Here is a 16,930-nt window from a genome sequence, read left to right as displayed (position 1 = left end):
CGGATCATGCAAGGTCATGGGGAAGGAGCGGGACCAGACATGCGCATGCTTCTGATCGAAGACGACACGACTCTCGGCGCTGCCGTGCGCGACCAGATCGCTGCCGATGGCCAATCGGCGGACTGGGTCACGCGCCTGGACGCGGCGGGCGACGCGCTGCGCGCCACCTCCTACGACCTGATCCTGCTCGACCTGATGCTGCCGGACGGTCGTGGGATCGGATTTCTCAAGGGCTTGCGCGCGCGGGGCGACGTGACGCCGGTCATCATCCTGACAGCGCTCGACCAGGTCTCGGACCGGATCGAGGGCCTGAACTCGGGCGCCGACGACTACCTCGTGAAACCCTTCGACCTGTCCGAACTGTCGGCCCGGATCGGCTCGGTCGCGCGGCGCTACAGCGGCAACCCCAACCCCATCGTCACCCATGGGCCGCTGGACATCGACCTGGCCGCGCACAGCATTCACCGCGACGGCAAACCCGTCCAGCTGACGGCGCGCGAATGGGCGCTGTTCGAGGCGTTCCTCGCGCGTCCGGGGCAACTGCTGTCCAAGCCGCAGCTGGAGGAGAAGCTTTATGCCTTCGACACCGAGGTGGAGAGCAACACCATCGAGGTCCATGTCAGCCGGCTGCGCAAGAAGCTCGGAAGCGCCGTCATCGAGACCGAGCGCGGCATGGGCTACAGGCTGGGCAAGCCGTGAAGTGGCCGCGCAGCCTTCAGGCACGGCTGGGCCTGACGCTGGACCTCGTGCTGACGATCCTCTGGTTGCTGGCCGCGACGGTCACGGCGGTGATCGTCAGGGACGAGTTGGACGAGATCTTCGACTCTGCCCTGCGCGAGACCGCCGAGCGCATCCTGCCGCTGGCGGTGACCGACATCGTGGGCCGCGAAGATCAGGGTGTGACGCAGCGGCTCGCGCCGATCCGCGAGCATGACGAGTTCTTCACCTACGTTGTCCGTGACGCTGAGGGGCGCATCCTGCTGCAATCCCACGCGGCGAATCCCGCAACGTTCCCGCCTTACAGCCAGCCGGGGTTCGAGCAGACGGCCACGCATCGCCTTTACAGCGACGCGGCGCTCCAGGGGACGATCCGCATCACCGTGGCAGAGCCGCTTGCGCATCGCGCATCGGTCGCGCGGGAAATCCGGGTGGGCCTAAGCCTGCCGCTGCTGGTCGTGCTGCCCGTGGCACTCGCTGCGATCATCCTGGCCGTCCGCTTCAGCCTGGCCCCCCTGCGCCGCTACCGCACACGGATCGAGGCACGCAGCGCCCGCGACCTGTCGGAGGTTCCCGCCGAAGACCTGCCGACGGAAATCGGACCGCTGGCTGCAACCCTGAACAACCTTCTGGAAAGGTTGCGCGAGGCGTTCGAGGCTGAACGCAGCTTCGCGGCGAACGCTGCCCATGAAATTCGGACGCCGTTGGCGGGCGCCATCGCGCAGGCGCAGCGGATCCGGTCGGAGACGTGCGATCCGGCCACTGACGCGCGCGCTGCAGAGATCGAGGCGACGCTCAAGCGCCTGACGCGGCTTTCCGAGCGCCTCATGCAGCTTGCGCGGGCGGAAGGCGGACGACTGCGGACGGACCGAAGCTCGGACTTGAGAGCTGTCGCGCGTGTTATTGTGGACGATATCGGGCAGGCGGACGCGCCAGGGCGGGTGGTGCTGACACTGCCGGAGACGGGCGTCATGTCGGACATCGACCCCGACGCCTTCGGAATCCTCTTGCGAAACCTCGTGGAGAACGCCCTCCGTCATGGAGCGGAGAATGCTTCGGTCGACGTGACCCTGACAGGAGACGGGCAACTGATCGTGGCGAACGACGGTCCCGTCCTACCGCGCGAAACCCTCGACCGCCTGACGGCGCGCTTCGAGCGGGCACATGCAAGCACTTACGGCAGCGGACTCGGCCTCGCCATCGTCGCCGCCATTGCCGACCGGATCGGAAGCCCCCTCCTTCTCCAGTCGCCTCGTCCCGGCACCGCGTCGGGTTTCCAGGTCTCCATCAAGTTGCCGACAGATCTTCCGGACGCCTTCGCACGACCTGCGCCGCTCCGGACGTAAGAAGCGTTGGGCAGGTCAGCCGCTTCGCGTCTCCTTCCGCATCGCGGCATAGTTGCTGAGGAGATCGCCGATCGCTAAACCTCTGGACAACCGCACCAATCCTTCGTTTGCTCACGCGTCGACCGCCGGTCGTATTCGATGATCGGTTGGTACGCCCTGACATTGCTGCTGAAGGAACCTTCCTTCGCGGTGCAGTGCGGTGGAGTGCCTCAGGACTTTCTTCGGCATCGGTGGCTTCGGTCCGGCCTTTGCGCTGCTAAACACATTTCTGTGGAAGAACAAGATCTTAGGGGTCGCATGGCTAGGCCATATGACCCTTCAAGAGGTCGAGAGATACGCGAAGAAAGCGGATCGCCGCCGCGCAGTCACGGGGCTGGAACAAGAACGGAACGTGCAAACTGAAACGCAGGAACCCGAACCAACGTGCAAACCGCAAAAAAAGTGATTACTTTTCAATGTCTTGCGGTCAAGGTGGCGGACCGAGGAGGATTCGAACCCCCGACCCCTTGATTCGTAGTCAAGTACTCTATCCAGCTGAGCTATCGGTCCGTCCCGCAGGCATCTATCGCCACTGGCCGGTCATTGCAAGGGGGATGGCGTGAGAAAACGCACGGGGGCCCTCATCCGGGCGTCAGCGATCCCTTGGGCAGGATGATGACGAAGCTCGTGCCGTCCGGCCCGGTTTGCTCGAGCACGAGTTGCCCGCCATGGCCGCGCACCAGGTCGGCCGAGATCGACAGGCCGAGCCCCGTGCCCTCCTTGCGCGTGCCCCCCTGGAACGGGGTGAAAAGATGCGCGCGCGCCTTCTCGGGCAGGCCGGGTCCGGTGTCGCGCACGCGGATCCGCCATGCGGCCTCGTCCTCGTTGGCCTCGATGAGGATACGGCCGTCTCCCGGCCCCGCCTCGATCGCCTGCCGCGCGTTGCGGGCAAGGTTGGCGATCACGCGATACATCTGCTCGGCGTCGGCGCGGATCATCATGCCCTCCGGCACCCGCTCCTCGAAGGCGACGGGGCCATCTTCGCCGACGGCGAGCCGCTCGCTCGCCAGCACGTCCTCGACGATATCGGCCAACGGCACGATCCCGAGCGTCGGCGCCGGTTCCTCGGCCTTACCGAAGGCGAGCGTTGATTCACACAGATGCACCGCCCGCTTGATCGACCCCACGAGCTTCGGCGCAAGGCGGCGCACCCCCGGATCCTCGCTCATCTCGATCCGGTCGGTGAAAAGCTGCGCCGAGGTCAGTATGTTGCGCAGATCGTGGCTCACCTTCGCCACCGCGCCGCCAAGCTGGGCAAGCCGCTCCTTCTGACGCAGCGACTGGGTGATCTGCGTCTGCATGACCTGAAGCGTCTCTTCGGCCTCGCGCAGTTCGCGAATGCCGGCCGTGGGCATGATGACGCCACGCGCGTCCTCCGGGGCCGCCGCATAGGTCTTCATGTTTCCCACCACCCTCTTGATCGGCTTCACGAGGAAGATGCGGACCGCGACGAACAGCATGACCGCGGTGATGATCGAGATGACCGCCGAGAGCGCGAGGATACGCAGACCGTAATCTATCATCGCGGCCCTGAGATCGGCCGTATCCATCGTGACCTCGATCAAGAGCCCCGCCATCCGCAGGGGCTCGCCCATGACCCGGATCACCTCCGGCTCCGGGTCGAGAAGCCGCGCGATCGCGTCGCGGATAAGCTCGGGCGCGGTCGCATCGCGCAGATCGAACGTCGCCGAGATCGGCTTGGGCATCGGCGACGACAGGACAAGCTGGCGCGCCTCGTCCCGCCGCAGCACAACGTTGAACACGCCCGCGTTCGCCAGCAGTTCTTCCTCGAGATCGGGGCTGATCTCCTCGCCCGCCAGAAGAGCGAGCGATGCGATCTGTGCACGCTCGAGCCGCGAGAGCAGGTAATCCTCGCGGAACCGCGCGACCGACGGCACGAAGATCAGCACTTCGGCCAGCATCACGAAGATGAGCGTCAGGAGCAGGAAGCGTCCAGAAAGCGAATTGAGCATGTCCCGTCCCCGCGGCCCTTACGGCAGCCAGCGTTGCACCAGCCCCACGATGCGCTTCACCATACGGCTTTCGAACAGCCGCGGCGAGAAATAGGCACCCGCCGCGCGCTTGTTGATCTCACCGATGGTCGGATAGGGGGCCACCATGTTCGCGACCTGCGTCATCTTCAGGCCGTTTGCAAGAACCAGCGCCCAGAGATTGATGAGTTCGCCCGCCTGACAGCCCGCGATGGAGGCGCCCACCGGGCGTCCCTTGACCACCATCACCTTGATGAGACCCGTGGTCTTGCGCTCGGCAATGGCCCGGTCGTTGTGAGCGTATTCGAACCGCACCACCTCGAGCCTGTCACCATGCGCCGCGCGCGCCTGCGCCTCGGTCTGGCCGACCTGGGCAAGTTCCGGCTGCGTATAGGTGGCCCAGGGAAGATGGGCTGTCCGTTGCTTCACCGGCAGACCGAAAAGCGCCGAGCGGATGACCAGGCCGGCATGATATGACGCCACGTGGGTGAATTGCAGGCCGCCCGCCACGTCACCGATGGCATAGACCCTGCGGTTGGTCGTGCGCAGCCCGGCATCGACCTTGATCCCCGCCCGCGTCGTCTCGATCCCCGCGGCCGCGAGGTTGAGCCGCTCGACGTTCGCCTTGCGGCCGACTGCCATCAACAGGTGCGTGCCCCGGAACACGCGCCCGTCCTCGACCTCGATCTCGACCGCGCCCGCTTGGCCGCGCACCTTCTTGGCCATCGCGCCTTCGGCGATCTCGACGCCTTCCTCGCGCAGCGCGTCGAGCACGATCGCCGCGGTCTCGGGATCGTCGCGACCCAGCGCGGTCTCCCCCTCGATCACCGTCACGTCACATCCCAGCCGGCGATGCGCCTGCGCCATCTCCATGCCGATGGGGCCACCACCGACGATCAGAAGGTGTCCGGGCTTCTCGCGCAACTCGAACAGGGTCTCGTTCGTCTCGTAGGGCACGGTTTCGAGCCCCGGTATCGGCGGGACGAGCGGAGACGACCCGGTCGCGATCACGATACGCCGCGCGGTGATCACGTCCGCGCCCGCGCGCATCTCGGTCTCCGAGATGAATTCGCCATATTCGCGGATGACCCGGACGCCGAGGCTCTCGAACCGCTCCTGGCTGTCCACCGGCGCGATCTGCGCGATCACTTCCGCCACATGATCCTTGGCGGCCGCGTAATCCACCTCCGGCACGACGCTTGCCACCCCGAACCGGCCGGCATTGGCCTGCGCATGGGCGGCCTTCCCGCTCGCGATGAGCGCTTTGGAAGGCACGCACCCGTAATTGAGGCAATCGCCCCCCATCCGGTGCCCTTCGAGCATGATCACGTCCGCACCCATCTGCACCGCGCCCGCGGCCACCGAAAGGCCGCCCGATCCCGCCCCGATGACCAGGATGTCCGTCTTGAGATTGGCCATGCCGTCACACCTCCTTCTGACCGCGCAGCGCGCGGACCACGATGGGCAGCGCGGCGAGCGCGCTGAGGCCCAGGAGCGGGCCGATGATCTGCGGCTCCCACAAGAGGCTCATGTCGGGGCTTTCGCCCCTGTCGAACACCTCTCCGAGTCCCACACCGATCCAGGTGAACACGATGGCGCCGGGAATGATGCCCAGCACGGTCGTGAAGGCGAAGTTGCGGAACTTGACCCCCACCAGCGCCGGCAGCAGGTTGGCGACGAAGAACGGCACCGCCGGCACGAGACGCAGCAGGAAAAGGACACTGATCTCGTTCTCGTGCAGGCCCGCCTTCAGGCGCTTGATGGTTCCCTTGCTCGCTTCCATCCGCGCGGCCAGGGCCCTGCCCAACCCCGTGCGCGCCGCCCAGAAGATCGCGAAGGCCCCAAGGCTCGCCGCAACGACGTTGAACATCGTCCCGAGTGTCAACCCAAAGAGGAACCCGCCCGTCACCGATGCCACGGCGGCACCCGGAAGCGAGAAGGCCACGATCACGAAGTAGACGGCGACGAAAAGCAGCGCGAGAAGCGGGTAATGCGCGTCGCGATAGGCCAGCAGCGCCTCACGATTGTCGCGCAGCGTGTCGAAGCTCAGGTAGTCGCCCAGGGTGAAATACCCCACGATCGCGGCGGTAATGATCGCGGCAAGTGGCGCGTGTCGCCACGGGCTCCTGTTATCGTCGCGGGGGCCGGCCTCGTCCATTCTGTCATCTCGCATGTCGGTCTCGCTCGTTTCCAGCCAAGATGCGCCGTGGATGCCGCCGCGCATAGCCCGGTCACGCGCGATTGATCGACGGTGATGGCGAATTCCCCATTCGGCCCCCGGTCGAGCCATATGTAACAGCCCATGCGGGGCCGGGCACGGATTTGTTGCAGAATGCGCGCCCGCAGGGTTTGACTTGGCCCCGCACCCCCTCTATAGACCGGGCTTCGAGATACATGGGCCCGTGATCCCGCGATTCCCGCAGGGTCCGCCCCGACAAGACAATCGGAGACGGAGCGATGAAGCGCACCTTTCAACCCTCGAACCTCGTTCGCAAGCGCCGCCACGGCTTCCGTGCGCGCATGGCCACCAAGGCCGGCCGCAAGATCCTGAACGCGCGCCGCGCACGTGGCCGCAAGTCGCTCAGCGCCTGAGCGCCGCCAAGCCGACAGGTCAACCTGACATGACACCGCCGACAGCCCCCGCGGATGACACGGGGACGATGCCATCGGCGGCATCGTCATGTCCGGAGATCATCAAGACGCGGGCCGACTTTCTCGCCGCCGCCCGCGCAGCCCGGCAGGGCACGCCGTCGATGATGGTGCAGGCCCGCGACCGGCGCGACGACAACCCCGCCATCCGCATGGGCTTCACCTGCTCGAAAAAGGTCGGCAACGCGGTCGCCCGCAACCGCGCCAAGCGGCGCCTGCGCGAGGCCGCCCGTGCCGTATTGCCGCTCCATGGAAAGCCGGGCTGGGATTATGTCCTCATCGGCCGCGCCGAAGCGACCGCCGCCCGCCCCTTCGACGCGCTCAAGGACGACCTGGTCACCGCCTTGCGCAAGCTGCACGAAAGATGACCCCCCTGGCCTATCTCCTGGCGCTTCCGGTGCGCGGCTACCGCCTGGTCTTTTCGCCCTGGGTTGGCCATGGCTGTCGCTTCCATCCGACCTGCAGCGCCTACGCGCTCGAGGCGCTGGCCAAGCACGGCGGCCTGCGCGGCGGTTGGCTCACCCTCCGCCGCATCGCGCGCTGCCACCCCTGGGGCAGATCGGGCATCGACAACGTGCCGTGAGGCCCTTCATCTTATCCTGAACTCGCTCGAGTTATCAGCCCACGTCCGTGCGCCCCCGGCGATCGAGCCGCAGCGCGGCATAAAGAACATGCGTCCGCCAGCGCCCGTCGATCTGCAGATAGCTCTGCGCGACGCCCTCGTATTTGAAGCCGCATTTCTCAAGCAACCGGCGCGAGGCGGTGTTCTCGGGCAGGCATGCCGCCTCGATCCGGCTCAGATCGAGCCGGCCCCACGCGTGATGCACCACCGCCTCGATCGCCTCGCGCATGTAGCCCTGCCGCGCATGGCTCGCCCCGATCCAGTAGCCCAGCGTCCCCGCCTGCGCCGGACCCCGCCGGATATTGTCGAGGGTGATCGCCCCCAAAAGCCGCTCATCCTCCCGCCGGATCAGGAAAAGCGGCAAAGCCGAGCCGTTCGCGATGGACCGCTGTGCCCAGTAGACGCGGCTCGTGAAGGACTTCCGGCTCAGGTGATCGTTGGCCCAGGCGGGCTCCCACCGGGTCAGGAACTCGGCGCTTTCCCGGCGCAGGGCCGCCCACATCCGGTGATCGCTCATCATCGGCTGGCGCAAGGTCAGACGCTCGGTCTCGATCCGCACCTTCCGCCGAGCCAGGAGCATCACGCAGCACGCCTTTCCTGCAATGCCTCCAGCGTCGGCGCGCCCTCCACCGGACCATAAAGCGCCATCGCCGCCGGGGCGCGCGCCGCGAAATCCGCGGCCATCTCGCGCACGTCGCGCAACGTCACGGCGTCGATCCGCGCGACCACCTCGTCGAGCTCGGGCACCCGGCCCCATATCTGCAACATCCGCGCCAGCCGCTCGGCGCGGTTCGACGGGCTCTCGAGCCCCATGAGAAGCCCGGCCTTCATCTGTGCGCGTGCGCGCTCGATCTCGTCCTCGCGCATGTCATCGGCCGCGCGCTTCATCTCGTCCACCGTGATCTCGACAAGTTCCGAAAGCTGCTCCGCCGCCGTTCCCGCATAAACCGTCATCATGCCGGTGTCCGAATAGGCCCCGGCCTGCGCGAAGATCGTGTAGCACAGGCCCCGTCGCTCGCGCACCTCCTGGAAAAGGCGCGACGACATGCTGCCCCCCAAGGCGTTGGCGTAGATCTGCGCGGTGTGAATGCCCGGCGCGCGATAGTCCGGCCCCTCGAGCGCCAGCGCGAAATGCGCCTGCTCGAGCGACTTGATCACCCGCGCCTCGCCCCCGGTAAAGCGTGCCGGCTCGACGGTCCCGCCCGCGCCGCGCGCCATGTCGGCAAAGAGGGTCTCGGCCTGCCGCACGAGGGCCTCGTGGTCGACCGCGCCCGCGGCCGCGAGGATCATCTGCTGCGGCTGGTATCTCTCGCCCACGAACCGCTCGAGATCGGCGCGGCCGAACCCGCGTACCCGGTCCTCGGCGCCCAGGATCGTGCGCCCCAGCGGATGATCGGGATAGGCCTGCTCCTGCAACCAGTCGAAGATCACGTCGTCGGGCGTATCGAGCGCCTGCCCGATCTCCTGCAGGATCACGCCCCGCTCGACCTCGATCTCGTCGGCGTCAAAGACCGGGTTGCGCAGGATATCCGCCACCACGTCAAGCGCGAGCGGCGTGTCCCGCTCCAGCACCCGCGCGTAATAGGCCGTGACCTCGCGGGTGGTATAGGCGTTGATGTATCCGCCCACATCCTCGATCGCCTCCGCGATCTCGAGCGCGCTGCGCCGCTTCGTTCCCTTGAAGGCCATGTGCTCGAGGAAATGGGCGATGCCGTTCTGCTCGCTGCGCTCATGGCGCGCCCCGGCCAGCACCCAGATCCCGATCGCTGCGGATTGCAGCCCGGGCATATGCTCGCTCACGACGCGGAAACCGTTGGAAAACTCGGTCAGCCTGACACTCACTTGACGCACCGTTCCTTGATGAGGGCTTCGATCTCGCCCAGGTCGTTGCCGACCCGCGTGATCCGTTCCGGGCGCTCATACAGGTCCGCCATATGCGGTGGCAAGGGGGGCCGCACGCCCGCCGCTTCCTCGACCGCGTCGGGAAACTTCGCGGGATGCGCCGTGGCGAGCGTCACCATCGGAACGCCCGCGCGCCGGTGCCGCTCGGCCACATGGGTGCCCACGGCGGTATGCGGACACAGAAGCTCGGCCGCCTCGCGCGTCTGCCGTGCGATCTCGGCGCGCGTCTCGTCCTCGCTCACCCGGCCACTGTCATAGACCTCCGACAGGGCCTCGCGCACGCCTTGGCTGAGGGTGAACCCGCCCGATCCCTTGAGCTCGTCCATGAGCTGCGCCACCGCGCGCCCGTCCCGCCCCAGAGCCATGAACAGCGCACGCTCGAAATTGGAACTCACCTCGATATCCATCGAGGGGCTGATCGACGGGCTCACCCCGCTCACGCGATACTCGCCCGTGGTCAGGCAGCGGTGCAGGATATCGTTCTGGTTCGTCGCGACCACCAGCCGCTCGACGGGAAGACCCATGGCGCGCGCGATATAACCCGCGAAGATATCGCCGAAATTTCCCGTGGGCACGGTGAACGACACCGCCCTGTGCGGCGCGCCAAGGCTCACGGCGGCGGTGAAGTAATAGACCACCTGCGCCAGCACCCGCGCCCAGTTGATCGAATTGACACCCGCAAGACGCACTTCGTCGCGGAAGTCGAAATCGTTGAACATGTCCTTCACACGCGCCTGCGCGTCGTCGAAATGCCCGTCGATGGCCAGCGCATGCACGTTGGCCTCGGACGGCGTCGTCATCTGCCGCCGCTGCACCTCCGAAACGCGCCCATGCGGATAGAGGATGAAGACATCCACCGCCTCGAGTCCCCGGAACGCCTCGATGGCGGCACTGCCGGTATCGCCGCTCGTGGCGCCCACGATGCAGACGCGACTCCCCGAGCGCTTGAGCGACGCCTCGAAAAGCTGTCCGATGAGTTGCATCGCGAAATCCTTGAACGCGAGCGTCGGCCCGTGGAACAGCTCGAGCAGGAAATGCCCCGGTGCAAGCTGTTTCAGGGGCGCGCGGGACGTGACCGCGAACCCCTCGTAGGCGCGCGCGATGATGCCGCGGAACTCGTCGTCGGTGAAGGCGTCGCCGATATAGGGCCGCATCACCCGGAACGCGACCTCCTCGTAGGGCAGACCCTCGAAACCCGCGATCTCCTCCTTGCTCAGCTGCGGGATCCGCTCGGGCAGGTAAAGCCCCCCGTCCCGCGCGAGCCCGGTAAGCATCGCCTCCTCGAATGTCAGGCTCGGGGCCGCGCCCCGTGTCGAGATGTATTTCAACTGTCCTTACCTTCTGCCGGGCGCCGCCGGGTGCGCCACAGGAAATAGCCGGTCATCGCCGCCCAGATCGCGGCCAGCGCGAACCAGGTGATCGCGTATTCCAGGTGATCGTTCGGAATATGCGCGGTGTCCACCCTGAGTGGCGTGGCGACCGGTGCCTCCTCCGTCGTCTGCGCCGCCACCACCAGAACCGGTCGCGCATCCAGATGACGTGCCATGCGCGACACGTCGCGCGCGAACCACAGGTTCTTCTCGGTGTCGGGCTCGGGCGTGTAGCCGTCAACCTCGTCCGGCCAGTGCAGGTTGCCCGTGATCGTGACCCCTTCGGCAGGTCGCGGCGTTGCGGCCGTTGCAACTTCCACGAAGCCCCTGTCCACCAAGATGCGTCCCGCCTCCGTTTCCATGACCGAGATCACGCGATACCCCGCCCCCACCTGCTTGAGGCTCACGAGGACGCGCAAATCCTCTCCGGTGAAATCGCCGGTGACCGTCACGGGCAGGTACTTGTCCGCATCCGGGTCGGGCGTGTCGGGCAGCGGCACCGGCGGCTCCGCGATCCGCGCCTCGATGCGCGCGATGGCGGCCTCCTTCTCGCCCAGCCGTTCCACCTGCCAGAAACCGAGGCGCAGCAGGATGGCCACACCCACCGCTCCGAACAGCACCGGCACGATCACGCTGCGTTGCATCCCCGATCCTCAAATGGAAAGTGCGGAGACCAGCCCCCGCACCTTCATCTTGTCAAAACACTCAAGGTCCATCGCCTGGACGAGAGCCCTCACCCGCCCCAGACGTAGACCGCCGCGAAGAGGAAAAGCCAGACCACGTCAACGAAGTGCCAGTACCAGGCCGCTGCCTCGAACCCCACGTGCTTCTCGGGGGTGAAATGGCCACGATAGAGGCGCAGCAGGCACACGAACAGGAAGATCGTGCCGATGATCACATGCGCGCCGTGAAACCCCGTCGCCATGAAGAAGTTCGCGCCATAGATGTTGCCGGCAAATCCGAAAGCCGCGTGGCTGTATTCATAGACCTGGAACGCGGTGAACAGGACGCCGAGGCCGATCGCGATGATCAGACCCCATTTCATGTCCTCGCGGTTGTTCTCGTGGACAAGCGCATGGTGCGCCCATGTCGCCGCCGCACCCGAGCACAGAAGGATCAGAGTGTTGATCAGCGGCAGGTGCCACGGATCGAAGGTCTCGATTCCCGCGGGCGGCCAGACGCCGTCGACGCCGGGGCTGTCGGGACCCATAGGGTAAAGCGCGTGCTTGAAGAAGCTCCAGAACCACGCCGAAAAGAACATGATCTCGGACATGATGAAAAGGATGAAGCCATAACGCAGCCCGATCCGCACGACCGGCGTGTGATCGCCTGCACGGCTTTCGGCGATCACGTCGGACCACCAGCCGAACATCGTGTAAAGCACGCCGACGACCCCGATCAGGAACACCCACGGGCCGTTGTCGTGGAACCACAACACCGCGCCGAACAGCATGATGAAACCTGCAACCGCCCCGAAGAAGGGCCAGATCGAGGGGTTCAGAATGTGGTAGTCGTGGTTCTTTTCATGTGCCATATCGCTATCCCTCGCATGACGGCTCAGTTCACGGTTTTATCGTTTTCATTCGGTTGCACAAGGGCCGCCTGCGTCTCCGGCAGGTCGATCTCGTAGAATGTGTAACCCAGCGTGATCGTATGGGTGTATTTCGCGTCCCGGTCGGTGACGATTTCGGGATCGACGTAGAAGCTCACGGGCATCAGCACCCGTTCGCCGGGCTGGAGCACCTGCTCCTCGAAACAGAAGCAATCCACCTTGACGAAGAAATTCCCCGCCTCGTAGGGCGTGACGTTGTAGCTCGCCTGTCCGGCCACGGGTCGGTTCGTGGGGTTGTAGGCCTCGTAGAAGGCCAGCCCGTTCTCGCCGATACGCAGCTCCATCTCGCGCTCGACCGGCTTGAATTCCCACGGCATCCCACGCGCCTTGCTCGCGTCGAACCGGACCTTGATGGTCTGCTCGAGGATTTCCTCGGAGCCCGCATCGGCGGTGTTCGTCACCCCGCCGAACCCCGTCACCCGGCAGAACCAGTCATAGAACGGCACCGACGCCCAGGCGAGCGCCCCCATCACCACGACGACACCGACAAGGCGCGTCACGACCTTCGCGTTCGGATCCATCGCCATCACTCACTTCCCCCGATCTCGGTGGTATCGGGCACTTGGAACTCGTCCTGCGTCACCTTCGCGACCGTGAGGCCGAAAATCAGCACGACGAACCCCACGAGCACGAGGCCGAGCCCGACATTTCGGCCAAAGCGCCGCTTGTGCATCTCGTGTTCGCGCGATAGTCCCATGATCACCACCCGCTGATGCCGAAATCGGCAAGCAAGGCCTGCGCGAGAATCGCCAGGAAATGACCGAAGAGGTAGAGGAGCGACAGCGCGAAGACGCGTTTCTCGGTGCGGTAGCCGTCTGCCTCCGCCTGCACCTCGTCCCGGCGCCAGATGTCCCACGCCCCCTTGAGAAACGCGGCGTTCAGAAGGATCGCGACCCCGAGATAGACGAGACCCCCGATCGAGGTGAACGCGATCGCGATCGCCACCGGCACCAGCAGAACGGTATAGGCCAGGATGTGCCGCCGCGTCGACCGGCGCCCATGCGTCACGGTCAGCATCGGCACGCCGGCCTTCTCGTAATCGGATTTCATGAAAAGCGCGAGCGCCCAGAAATGCGGCGGCGTCCACATGAAGATCAGCAGGAACATCAGCACCGATTCCGGCGCGATCCCGCCCGTCACCACGGCCCAGCCGATCATCGGCGGAAACGCCCCCGCGGCGCCGCCGATCACGATGTTCTGCGGCGTCCACCGCTTGAGCCACATGGAATAGACCACCACGTAGAAGAAGATCGTGAAGGCCAGCAGCCCCGCCGCGACAAGGTTCGCGGCAAGCCCCAGCATCACCACCGCGATCCCGGCCAGCGCGGCGCCGAATGCCAGCGCCTCGCCCTCTTCGATCCGACCGGCGGGAATGGGACGCTTCGCCGTGCGCTTCATCACCCGGTCGATATCCGCATCCCACCACATGTTGAGCGCACCCGACGCGCCGCCGCCCACCGCGATGAAGAGGATCGCGGCGAAGGCCACCACGGGATGCACCGCCCCCGGCGCGGCCACGAGGCCCACGAAGGCCGTGAACACGACAAGCGACATCACCCGCGGCTTCAGAAGCGCGAAGTAATCCCCGAACCCGGCGTCGTAGTCGCCGGGGCGGCTTTCGCTGGCATTGAGGCTTGCGTCGGTCATATCACCCTTCCACGTCGCGGCAGGTCCGCTCACGTATCACGTTCGGGCAGGCCGGGCCCTCGGCCCGGCATACCCCGGCTGCGTCGGCTCACTCCGCCGAGGCGACGTCATACCCCTGCGGGACACCTGCATACTCGGCCTTGGCATCCTCGAGCCATTGCTCGTAGGCCTCCTCGCTCACCACTTTCACGGTGATCGGCATGTAGGCATGGTCCTTGCCGCAAAGCTCGCTGCACTGGCCGAAATAGATACCCTCGCGCTCGGCACTGAACCACAGTTGCGCCAGGCGACCGGGCACCGCGTCCTGCTTCACCCCGAAAGCGGGGATGGTCCAGCTGTGGATCACGTCCGCGCCGGTGACGGTCATCACCACCACCTTGTTGACCGGAACCACCACGGCCGTATCCGTGGCCAGCAGGAACTCGTCCTCGCTGTAGCCCGCTTCCTGAAGCTGCTGGATGACGTTCTCGTCCTTGACATAGTTGCCGCCCGTGGCCGGCTGCCCGATCATGTAGCTGTCGAAGCCGAAGCCCTCGTCGGTATATTCATAGCCCCAGTACCACTGGTAGCCCGTCACCTTGATGTTGATCTCGCCCTCCGGGATCTCCTGCTGCTTGAACAGCACCGGCAGCGAGAAGGCCCCGATGAAGATCAGGATGATGATCGGGATGATCGTCCATGCCACCTCGACCGGCGAGTTGTGGGTGAACTTGGCGGGCGTCGCGTTGACCCGGCGGTTGTAGGCGACGATGCAGAAGCCGATCAGCGCCACCACGAGGATCACGATCCCGGTGATGATGACGAGGATCATCCCGTCCAGCCAATGCAGGTCCCGCGCCAGCTCGGTCGCGGCGGGCTGCCAGCCCATGGCACCCGGCTCGGGCGCCCCGATGATCGGAAGATCCTCGCCCACCTGCTGCGCGGCGGCGGGGAGGGCTGTCATGGCGGCCATTGCGGCCAGCATCTTCGGGAAAAGTCGCATGGATGCACCCTGATCGGTTGTGGCATATGTCGTCGTCACGGAACTAATCGCGAGGCTCGCGCGGAATCCCGTTGTTTCAAGGCTGGTTAAAACCATATTCTGACCCGACAGACAAGAAAGACCATTGCGGCAAACCGACGCTTTTTTGATCCAGATCAAGAAAACCCTGCCGCGACAGAGCGAAAGCACCCCATGTCCGACACATCCTTCCGCCCGTTCGAAACCTCCCTCGACCGCGACACCGCCCTCTCGCGGCTCCGCGCCGCCACTGATGGCGCCGATGACGGAGAGCTTTTCCTCGAGCGCCGTCGCTCCGAGGCGGTGGTGTTCGACGACGGGCGCGTGCGCGACGCAAGCTACGACGCCTCCGAGGGATTCGGCCTGCGCGCCGTGCTCGGCGAGGTGACGGGATACGCCCATTCGACGGATATCTCCGACGCCGCGCTGGCCCGCGCGGTCGAGACCGCGCGCCTCGCCGTGGGCGACGGCGGCGGCACGCTCGACGCCGGACCGCCCCGCACCAACAGGCGGCTCTACACCGATGACGACCCCATCGCCGGGGCCGCTTTCCCGGTCAAGCTCGAGACCCTGCGCGAGATCGACGCCTTCGCGCGCGATCTGGACCCCCGCGTCGTGCAGGTCACGGCCTCCATCGCCGCCTCGCTCCAGGAGGTCGCGATCCTGCGGCCCGACGGCGCGCTCGTCACCGACACGCGGCCGATGACACGGGTGCAGGTCTCGGTCATCGTCGACGAGGACGGGCGCCGCGAATCCGGCACCGCGGGCGGCGGCGGGCGCGTGGGGCTCGATGGCCTGCTCGACCCGGTGTCATGGCAGGGCAAGGCGCGCGAGGCGATCAGGATCGCGCTCGTCAACCTGCGCGCCGAACCCGCACCGGCCGGTGTCATGGACGTGGTGCTCGGCCCCGGCTGGCCCGGCATCCTCCTGCACGAGGCGATCGGCCACGGCCTCGAGGGCGATTTCAACCGCAAGGGAAGCTCGGCCTTCGCCGGCCTCATGGGCAAGCGCATCGCGGCGCCCGGGGTCACCGTCCTCGATGACGGCACCCTGCCCGACCGGCGCGGGTCGCTCACCGTCGATGACGAGGGCACGCCCTCGGGCCGCAACATCCTGATCGAGGACGGGATCCTCACGGGTTTCATGCAGGACCGGCAGAACGCCCGCCTCATGGGGGTCGCGCCCACCGGAAATGGCCGCCGCGAGAGCTTCGCCCACGCGCCCATGCCGCGCATGACCAACACCTACATGCTGGGCGGCGACGCGGACCCCGCCGACATCCTCGCCGACCTCGCGGACGGAATCTATGCGGTGGGCTTCGGCGGCGGGCAGGTCGATATCACCAACGGAAAGTTCGTCTTCTCCTGCACCGAGGCCTACCGCGTGAAGAACGGCAAGGTCGGCGCCCCCGTCAAGGGCGCGACCCTCATCGGCGACGGCGCCACCGCGCTCCAGAAAATCCGCGCGCTTGGCAACGACATGACGCTCGACCCCGGCTTGGGCAATTGCGGCAAGGCCGGCCAGTGGGTGCCCGTGGGGGTCGGCCAACCGACCGTGATGATCGGCGGGCTCACCGTGGGCGGCTCGGCGGCGGGCTGACAGGAAATCACGGATCTTCGAGAAGGCGCGGGCGGATCGGCGGCTGGGCCTGACAGACGATCACAAGTCTTCGAGAAGGGGTCGGTGGCGCTGCCGCCGGTTGGCAGGAGGCGCACCGGGGGTAGGGAACAACCTGGAGAAGTCGCATCGATTCGGTAAACCCGGCGGCCGGTCGGTTCATTTTTCCCGGTCCAGCCAGTAATGTCCGAGCGGCACCGACGCGATACCGACGCGGGTACCGACACGATACCGACGTTGCGCGCGGTGAGTTAACCGAATAAATTAACCCCGTGAAATCAATACTCTGCCGAGCTTTTTCACGACCTTCCGAAAATTCTCTCCTCCCGGTTTACCCTGCATTAACCACCCGGCCGCTACACCTGATCCCGCAATCAGGCGAGGTCACGTCGGTCTTGGATACACATCCTTCCACTCA

18 protein-coding genes and 1 tRNA gene are annotated in these 16,930 nt (G+C 66.1%); 6 read left to right on the top strand and 13 right to left on the bottom strand.

Annotated features, from left to right (window positions below):
• Positions 1–39: 39 nt before the first annotated feature.
• Together K1T73_RS04055 and K1T73_RS04050 are read left to right on the top strand one after the other, a co-directional pair.
• A complete protein-coding gene (locus K1T73_RS04055) occupies positions 40–699 on the top strand; it encodes a response regulator transcription factor (RefSeq protein ID WP_220602705.1) in 660 nt (219 codons plus the stop codon).
• Positions 696–2,063 carry an ATP-binding protein gene (locus K1T73_RS04050; RefSeq protein WP_220602704.1) on the top strand — a complete coding sequence of 456 codons (1,368 nt, stop codon included), beginning with the start codon at positions 696–698 and terminating at the stop codon, positions 2,061–2,063. The genes K1T73_RS04055 and K1T73_RS04050 overlap by 4 nt, the downstream gene beginning before the upstream one ends.
• 472 nt (positions 2,064–2,535) lie before the next feature.
• Here K1T73_RS04050 and K1T73_RS04045 read toward each other — a convergent pair.
• The 4 genes from K1T73_RS04045 to K1T73_RS04030 all read right to left on the bottom strand — a co-directional run bounded on the left by K1T73_RS04045 (position 2,536) and on the right by K1T73_RS04030 (position 6,266).
• Positions 2,536–2,612: transfer RNA gene (locus tag K1T73_RS04045), tRNA-Arg, on the bottom strand.
• 71 nt (positions 2,613–2,683) lie between these two features.
• On the bottom strand, positions 2,684–4,075 hold the full coding sequence (locus K1T73_RS04040; protein WP_220602703.1) for a sensor histidine kinase: 1,392 nt from the start codon (positions 4,073–4,075) through the stop codon (positions 2,684–2,686).
• An 18-nt stretch (positions 4,076–4,093) separates the two neighbouring features.
• Entirely contained in the window at positions 4,094–5,512 is a 1,419-nt protein-coding gene (locus K1T73_RS04035; protein WP_220602702.1) for an NAD(P)/FAD-dependent oxidoreductase, read from the bottom strand.
• A 4-nt stretch (positions 5,513–5,516) separates the two neighbouring features.
• The gene (locus tag K1T73_RS04030) at positions 5,517–6,266 is read right to left on the bottom strand and encodes a TVP38/TMEM64 family protein (protein WP_259400437.1); all 750 of its coding nucleotides are present in this window, start codon (positions 6,264–6,266) and stop codon (positions 5,517–5,519) included.
• A 284-nt stretch (positions 6,267–6,550) separates the two neighbouring features.
• Between K1T73_RS04030 and rpmH the strand changes: the two genes are divergently transcribed.
• Genes rpmH through yidD form a run of 3 tightly spaced genes read left to right on the top strand, consistent with a single transcriptional unit; the run spans position 6,551 to position 7,325 of the window.
• On the top strand, positions 6,551–6,685 hold the full coding sequence (gene rpmH / locus K1T73_RS04025) for a 50S ribosomal protein L34 (protein ID WP_012177012.1): 135 nt from the start codon (positions 6,551–6,553) through the stop codon (positions 6,683–6,685).
• A 29-nt stretch (positions 6,686–6,714) separates the two neighbouring features.
• The gene (gene rnpA / locus K1T73_RS04020) at positions 6,715–7,110 is read left to right on the top strand and encodes a ribonuclease P protein component (protein WP_220602701.1); all 396 of its coding nucleotides are present in this window, start codon (positions 6,715–6,717) and stop codon (positions 7,108–7,110) included.
• Entirely contained in the window at positions 7,107–7,325 is a 219-nt protein-coding gene (yidD, locus tag K1T73_RS04015) for a membrane protein insertion efficiency factor YidD (RefSeq protein WP_220602700.1), read from the top strand. The genes rnpA and yidD overlap by 4 nt, the downstream gene beginning before the upstream one ends.
• Before the next feature lie 34 nt (positions 7,326–7,359).
• On the opposite strand, the gene K1T73_RS04010 is transcribed toward yidD, so the two are convergent.
• The 9 genes from K1T73_RS04010 to coxB all read right to left on the bottom strand — a co-directional run bounded on the left by K1T73_RS04010 (position 7,360) and on the right by coxB (position 14,877).
• Entirely contained in the window at positions 7,360–7,944 is a 585-nt protein-coding gene (locus K1T73_RS04010) for a GNAT family N-acetyltransferase (RefSeq protein ID WP_220603605.1), read from the bottom strand.
• A complete protein-coding gene (locus K1T73_RS04005; protein WP_220602699.1) occupies positions 7,944–9,206 on the bottom strand; it encodes a pitrilysin family protein in 1,263 nt (420 codons plus the stop codon). The genes K1T73_RS04010 and K1T73_RS04005 overlap by 1 nt, the downstream gene beginning before the upstream one ends.
• The gene (gene thrC, locus K1T73_RS04000; protein WP_220602698.1) at positions 9,203–10,594 is read right to left on the bottom strand and encodes a threonine synthase; all 1,392 of its coding nucleotides are present in this window, start codon (positions 10,592–10,594) and stop codon (positions 9,203–9,205) included. Before thrC ends, K1T73_RS04005 begins: the two co-directional genes overlap by 4 nt.
• On the bottom strand, positions 10,591–11,280 hold the full coding sequence (locus K1T73_RS03995; protein WP_220602697.1) for an SURF1 family protein: 690 nt from the start codon (positions 11,278–11,280) through the stop codon (positions 10,591–10,593). The genes thrC and K1T73_RS03995 overlap by 4 nt, the downstream gene beginning before the upstream one ends.
• A gap of 89 nt (positions 11,281–11,369) precedes the next feature.
• On the bottom strand, positions 11,370–12,170 hold the full coding sequence (locus K1T73_RS03990; RefSeq protein WP_220602696.1) for a cytochrome c oxidase subunit 3: 801 nt from the start codon (positions 12,168–12,170) through the stop codon (positions 11,370–11,372).
• A 23-nt stretch (positions 12,171–12,193) separates the two neighbouring features.
• Complete coding sequence (locus K1T73_RS03985) at positions 12,194–12,775, bottom strand: cytochrome c oxidase assembly protein (protein ID WP_220602695.1); 582 nt, start codon at positions 12,773–12,775, stop codon at positions 12,194–12,196.
• Entirely contained in the window at positions 12,775–12,945 is a 171-nt protein-coding gene (locus K1T73_RS03980) for a hypothetical protein (RefSeq protein WP_220602694.1), read from the bottom strand. The genes K1T73_RS03985 and K1T73_RS03980 overlap by 1 nt, the downstream gene beginning before the upstream one ends.
• Before the next feature lie 2 nt (positions 12,946–12,947).
• Complete coding sequence (gene cyoE, locus K1T73_RS03975) at positions 12,948–13,895, bottom strand: heme o synthase (protein WP_220602693.1); 948 nt, start codon at positions 13,893–13,895, stop codon at positions 12,948–12,950.
• A gap of 88 nt (positions 13,896–13,983) precedes the next feature.
• Positions 13,984–14,877: a cytochrome c oxidase subunit II gene (gene coxB / locus K1T73_RS03970; protein ID WP_259400436.1), complete on the bottom strand. Its 894-nt coding sequence runs from the start codon at positions 14,875–14,877 to the stop codon at positions 13,984–13,986.
• A gap of 192 nt (positions 14,878–15,069) precedes the next feature.
• Here coxB and tldD point away from each other — a divergent pair, with 192 nt between their 5' ends.
• Positions 15,070–16,494, top strand: coding sequence for a metalloprotease TldD (gene tldD / locus K1T73_RS03965; RefSeq protein WP_220602692.1), 1,425 nt, complete (start codon positions 15,070–15,072; stop codon positions 16,492–16,494).
• The last annotated feature ends 436 nt before the right edge of the window (positions 16,495–16,930 follow it).

The organism is Roseovarius sp. SCSIO 43702 (assembly GCF_019599045.1).
Lineage (GTDB): Bacteria > Pseudomonadota > Alphaproteobacteria > Rhodobacterales > Rhodobacteraceae > Roseovarius.
This window is presented reverse-complemented; position numbering and strand designations above follow the sequence as displayed.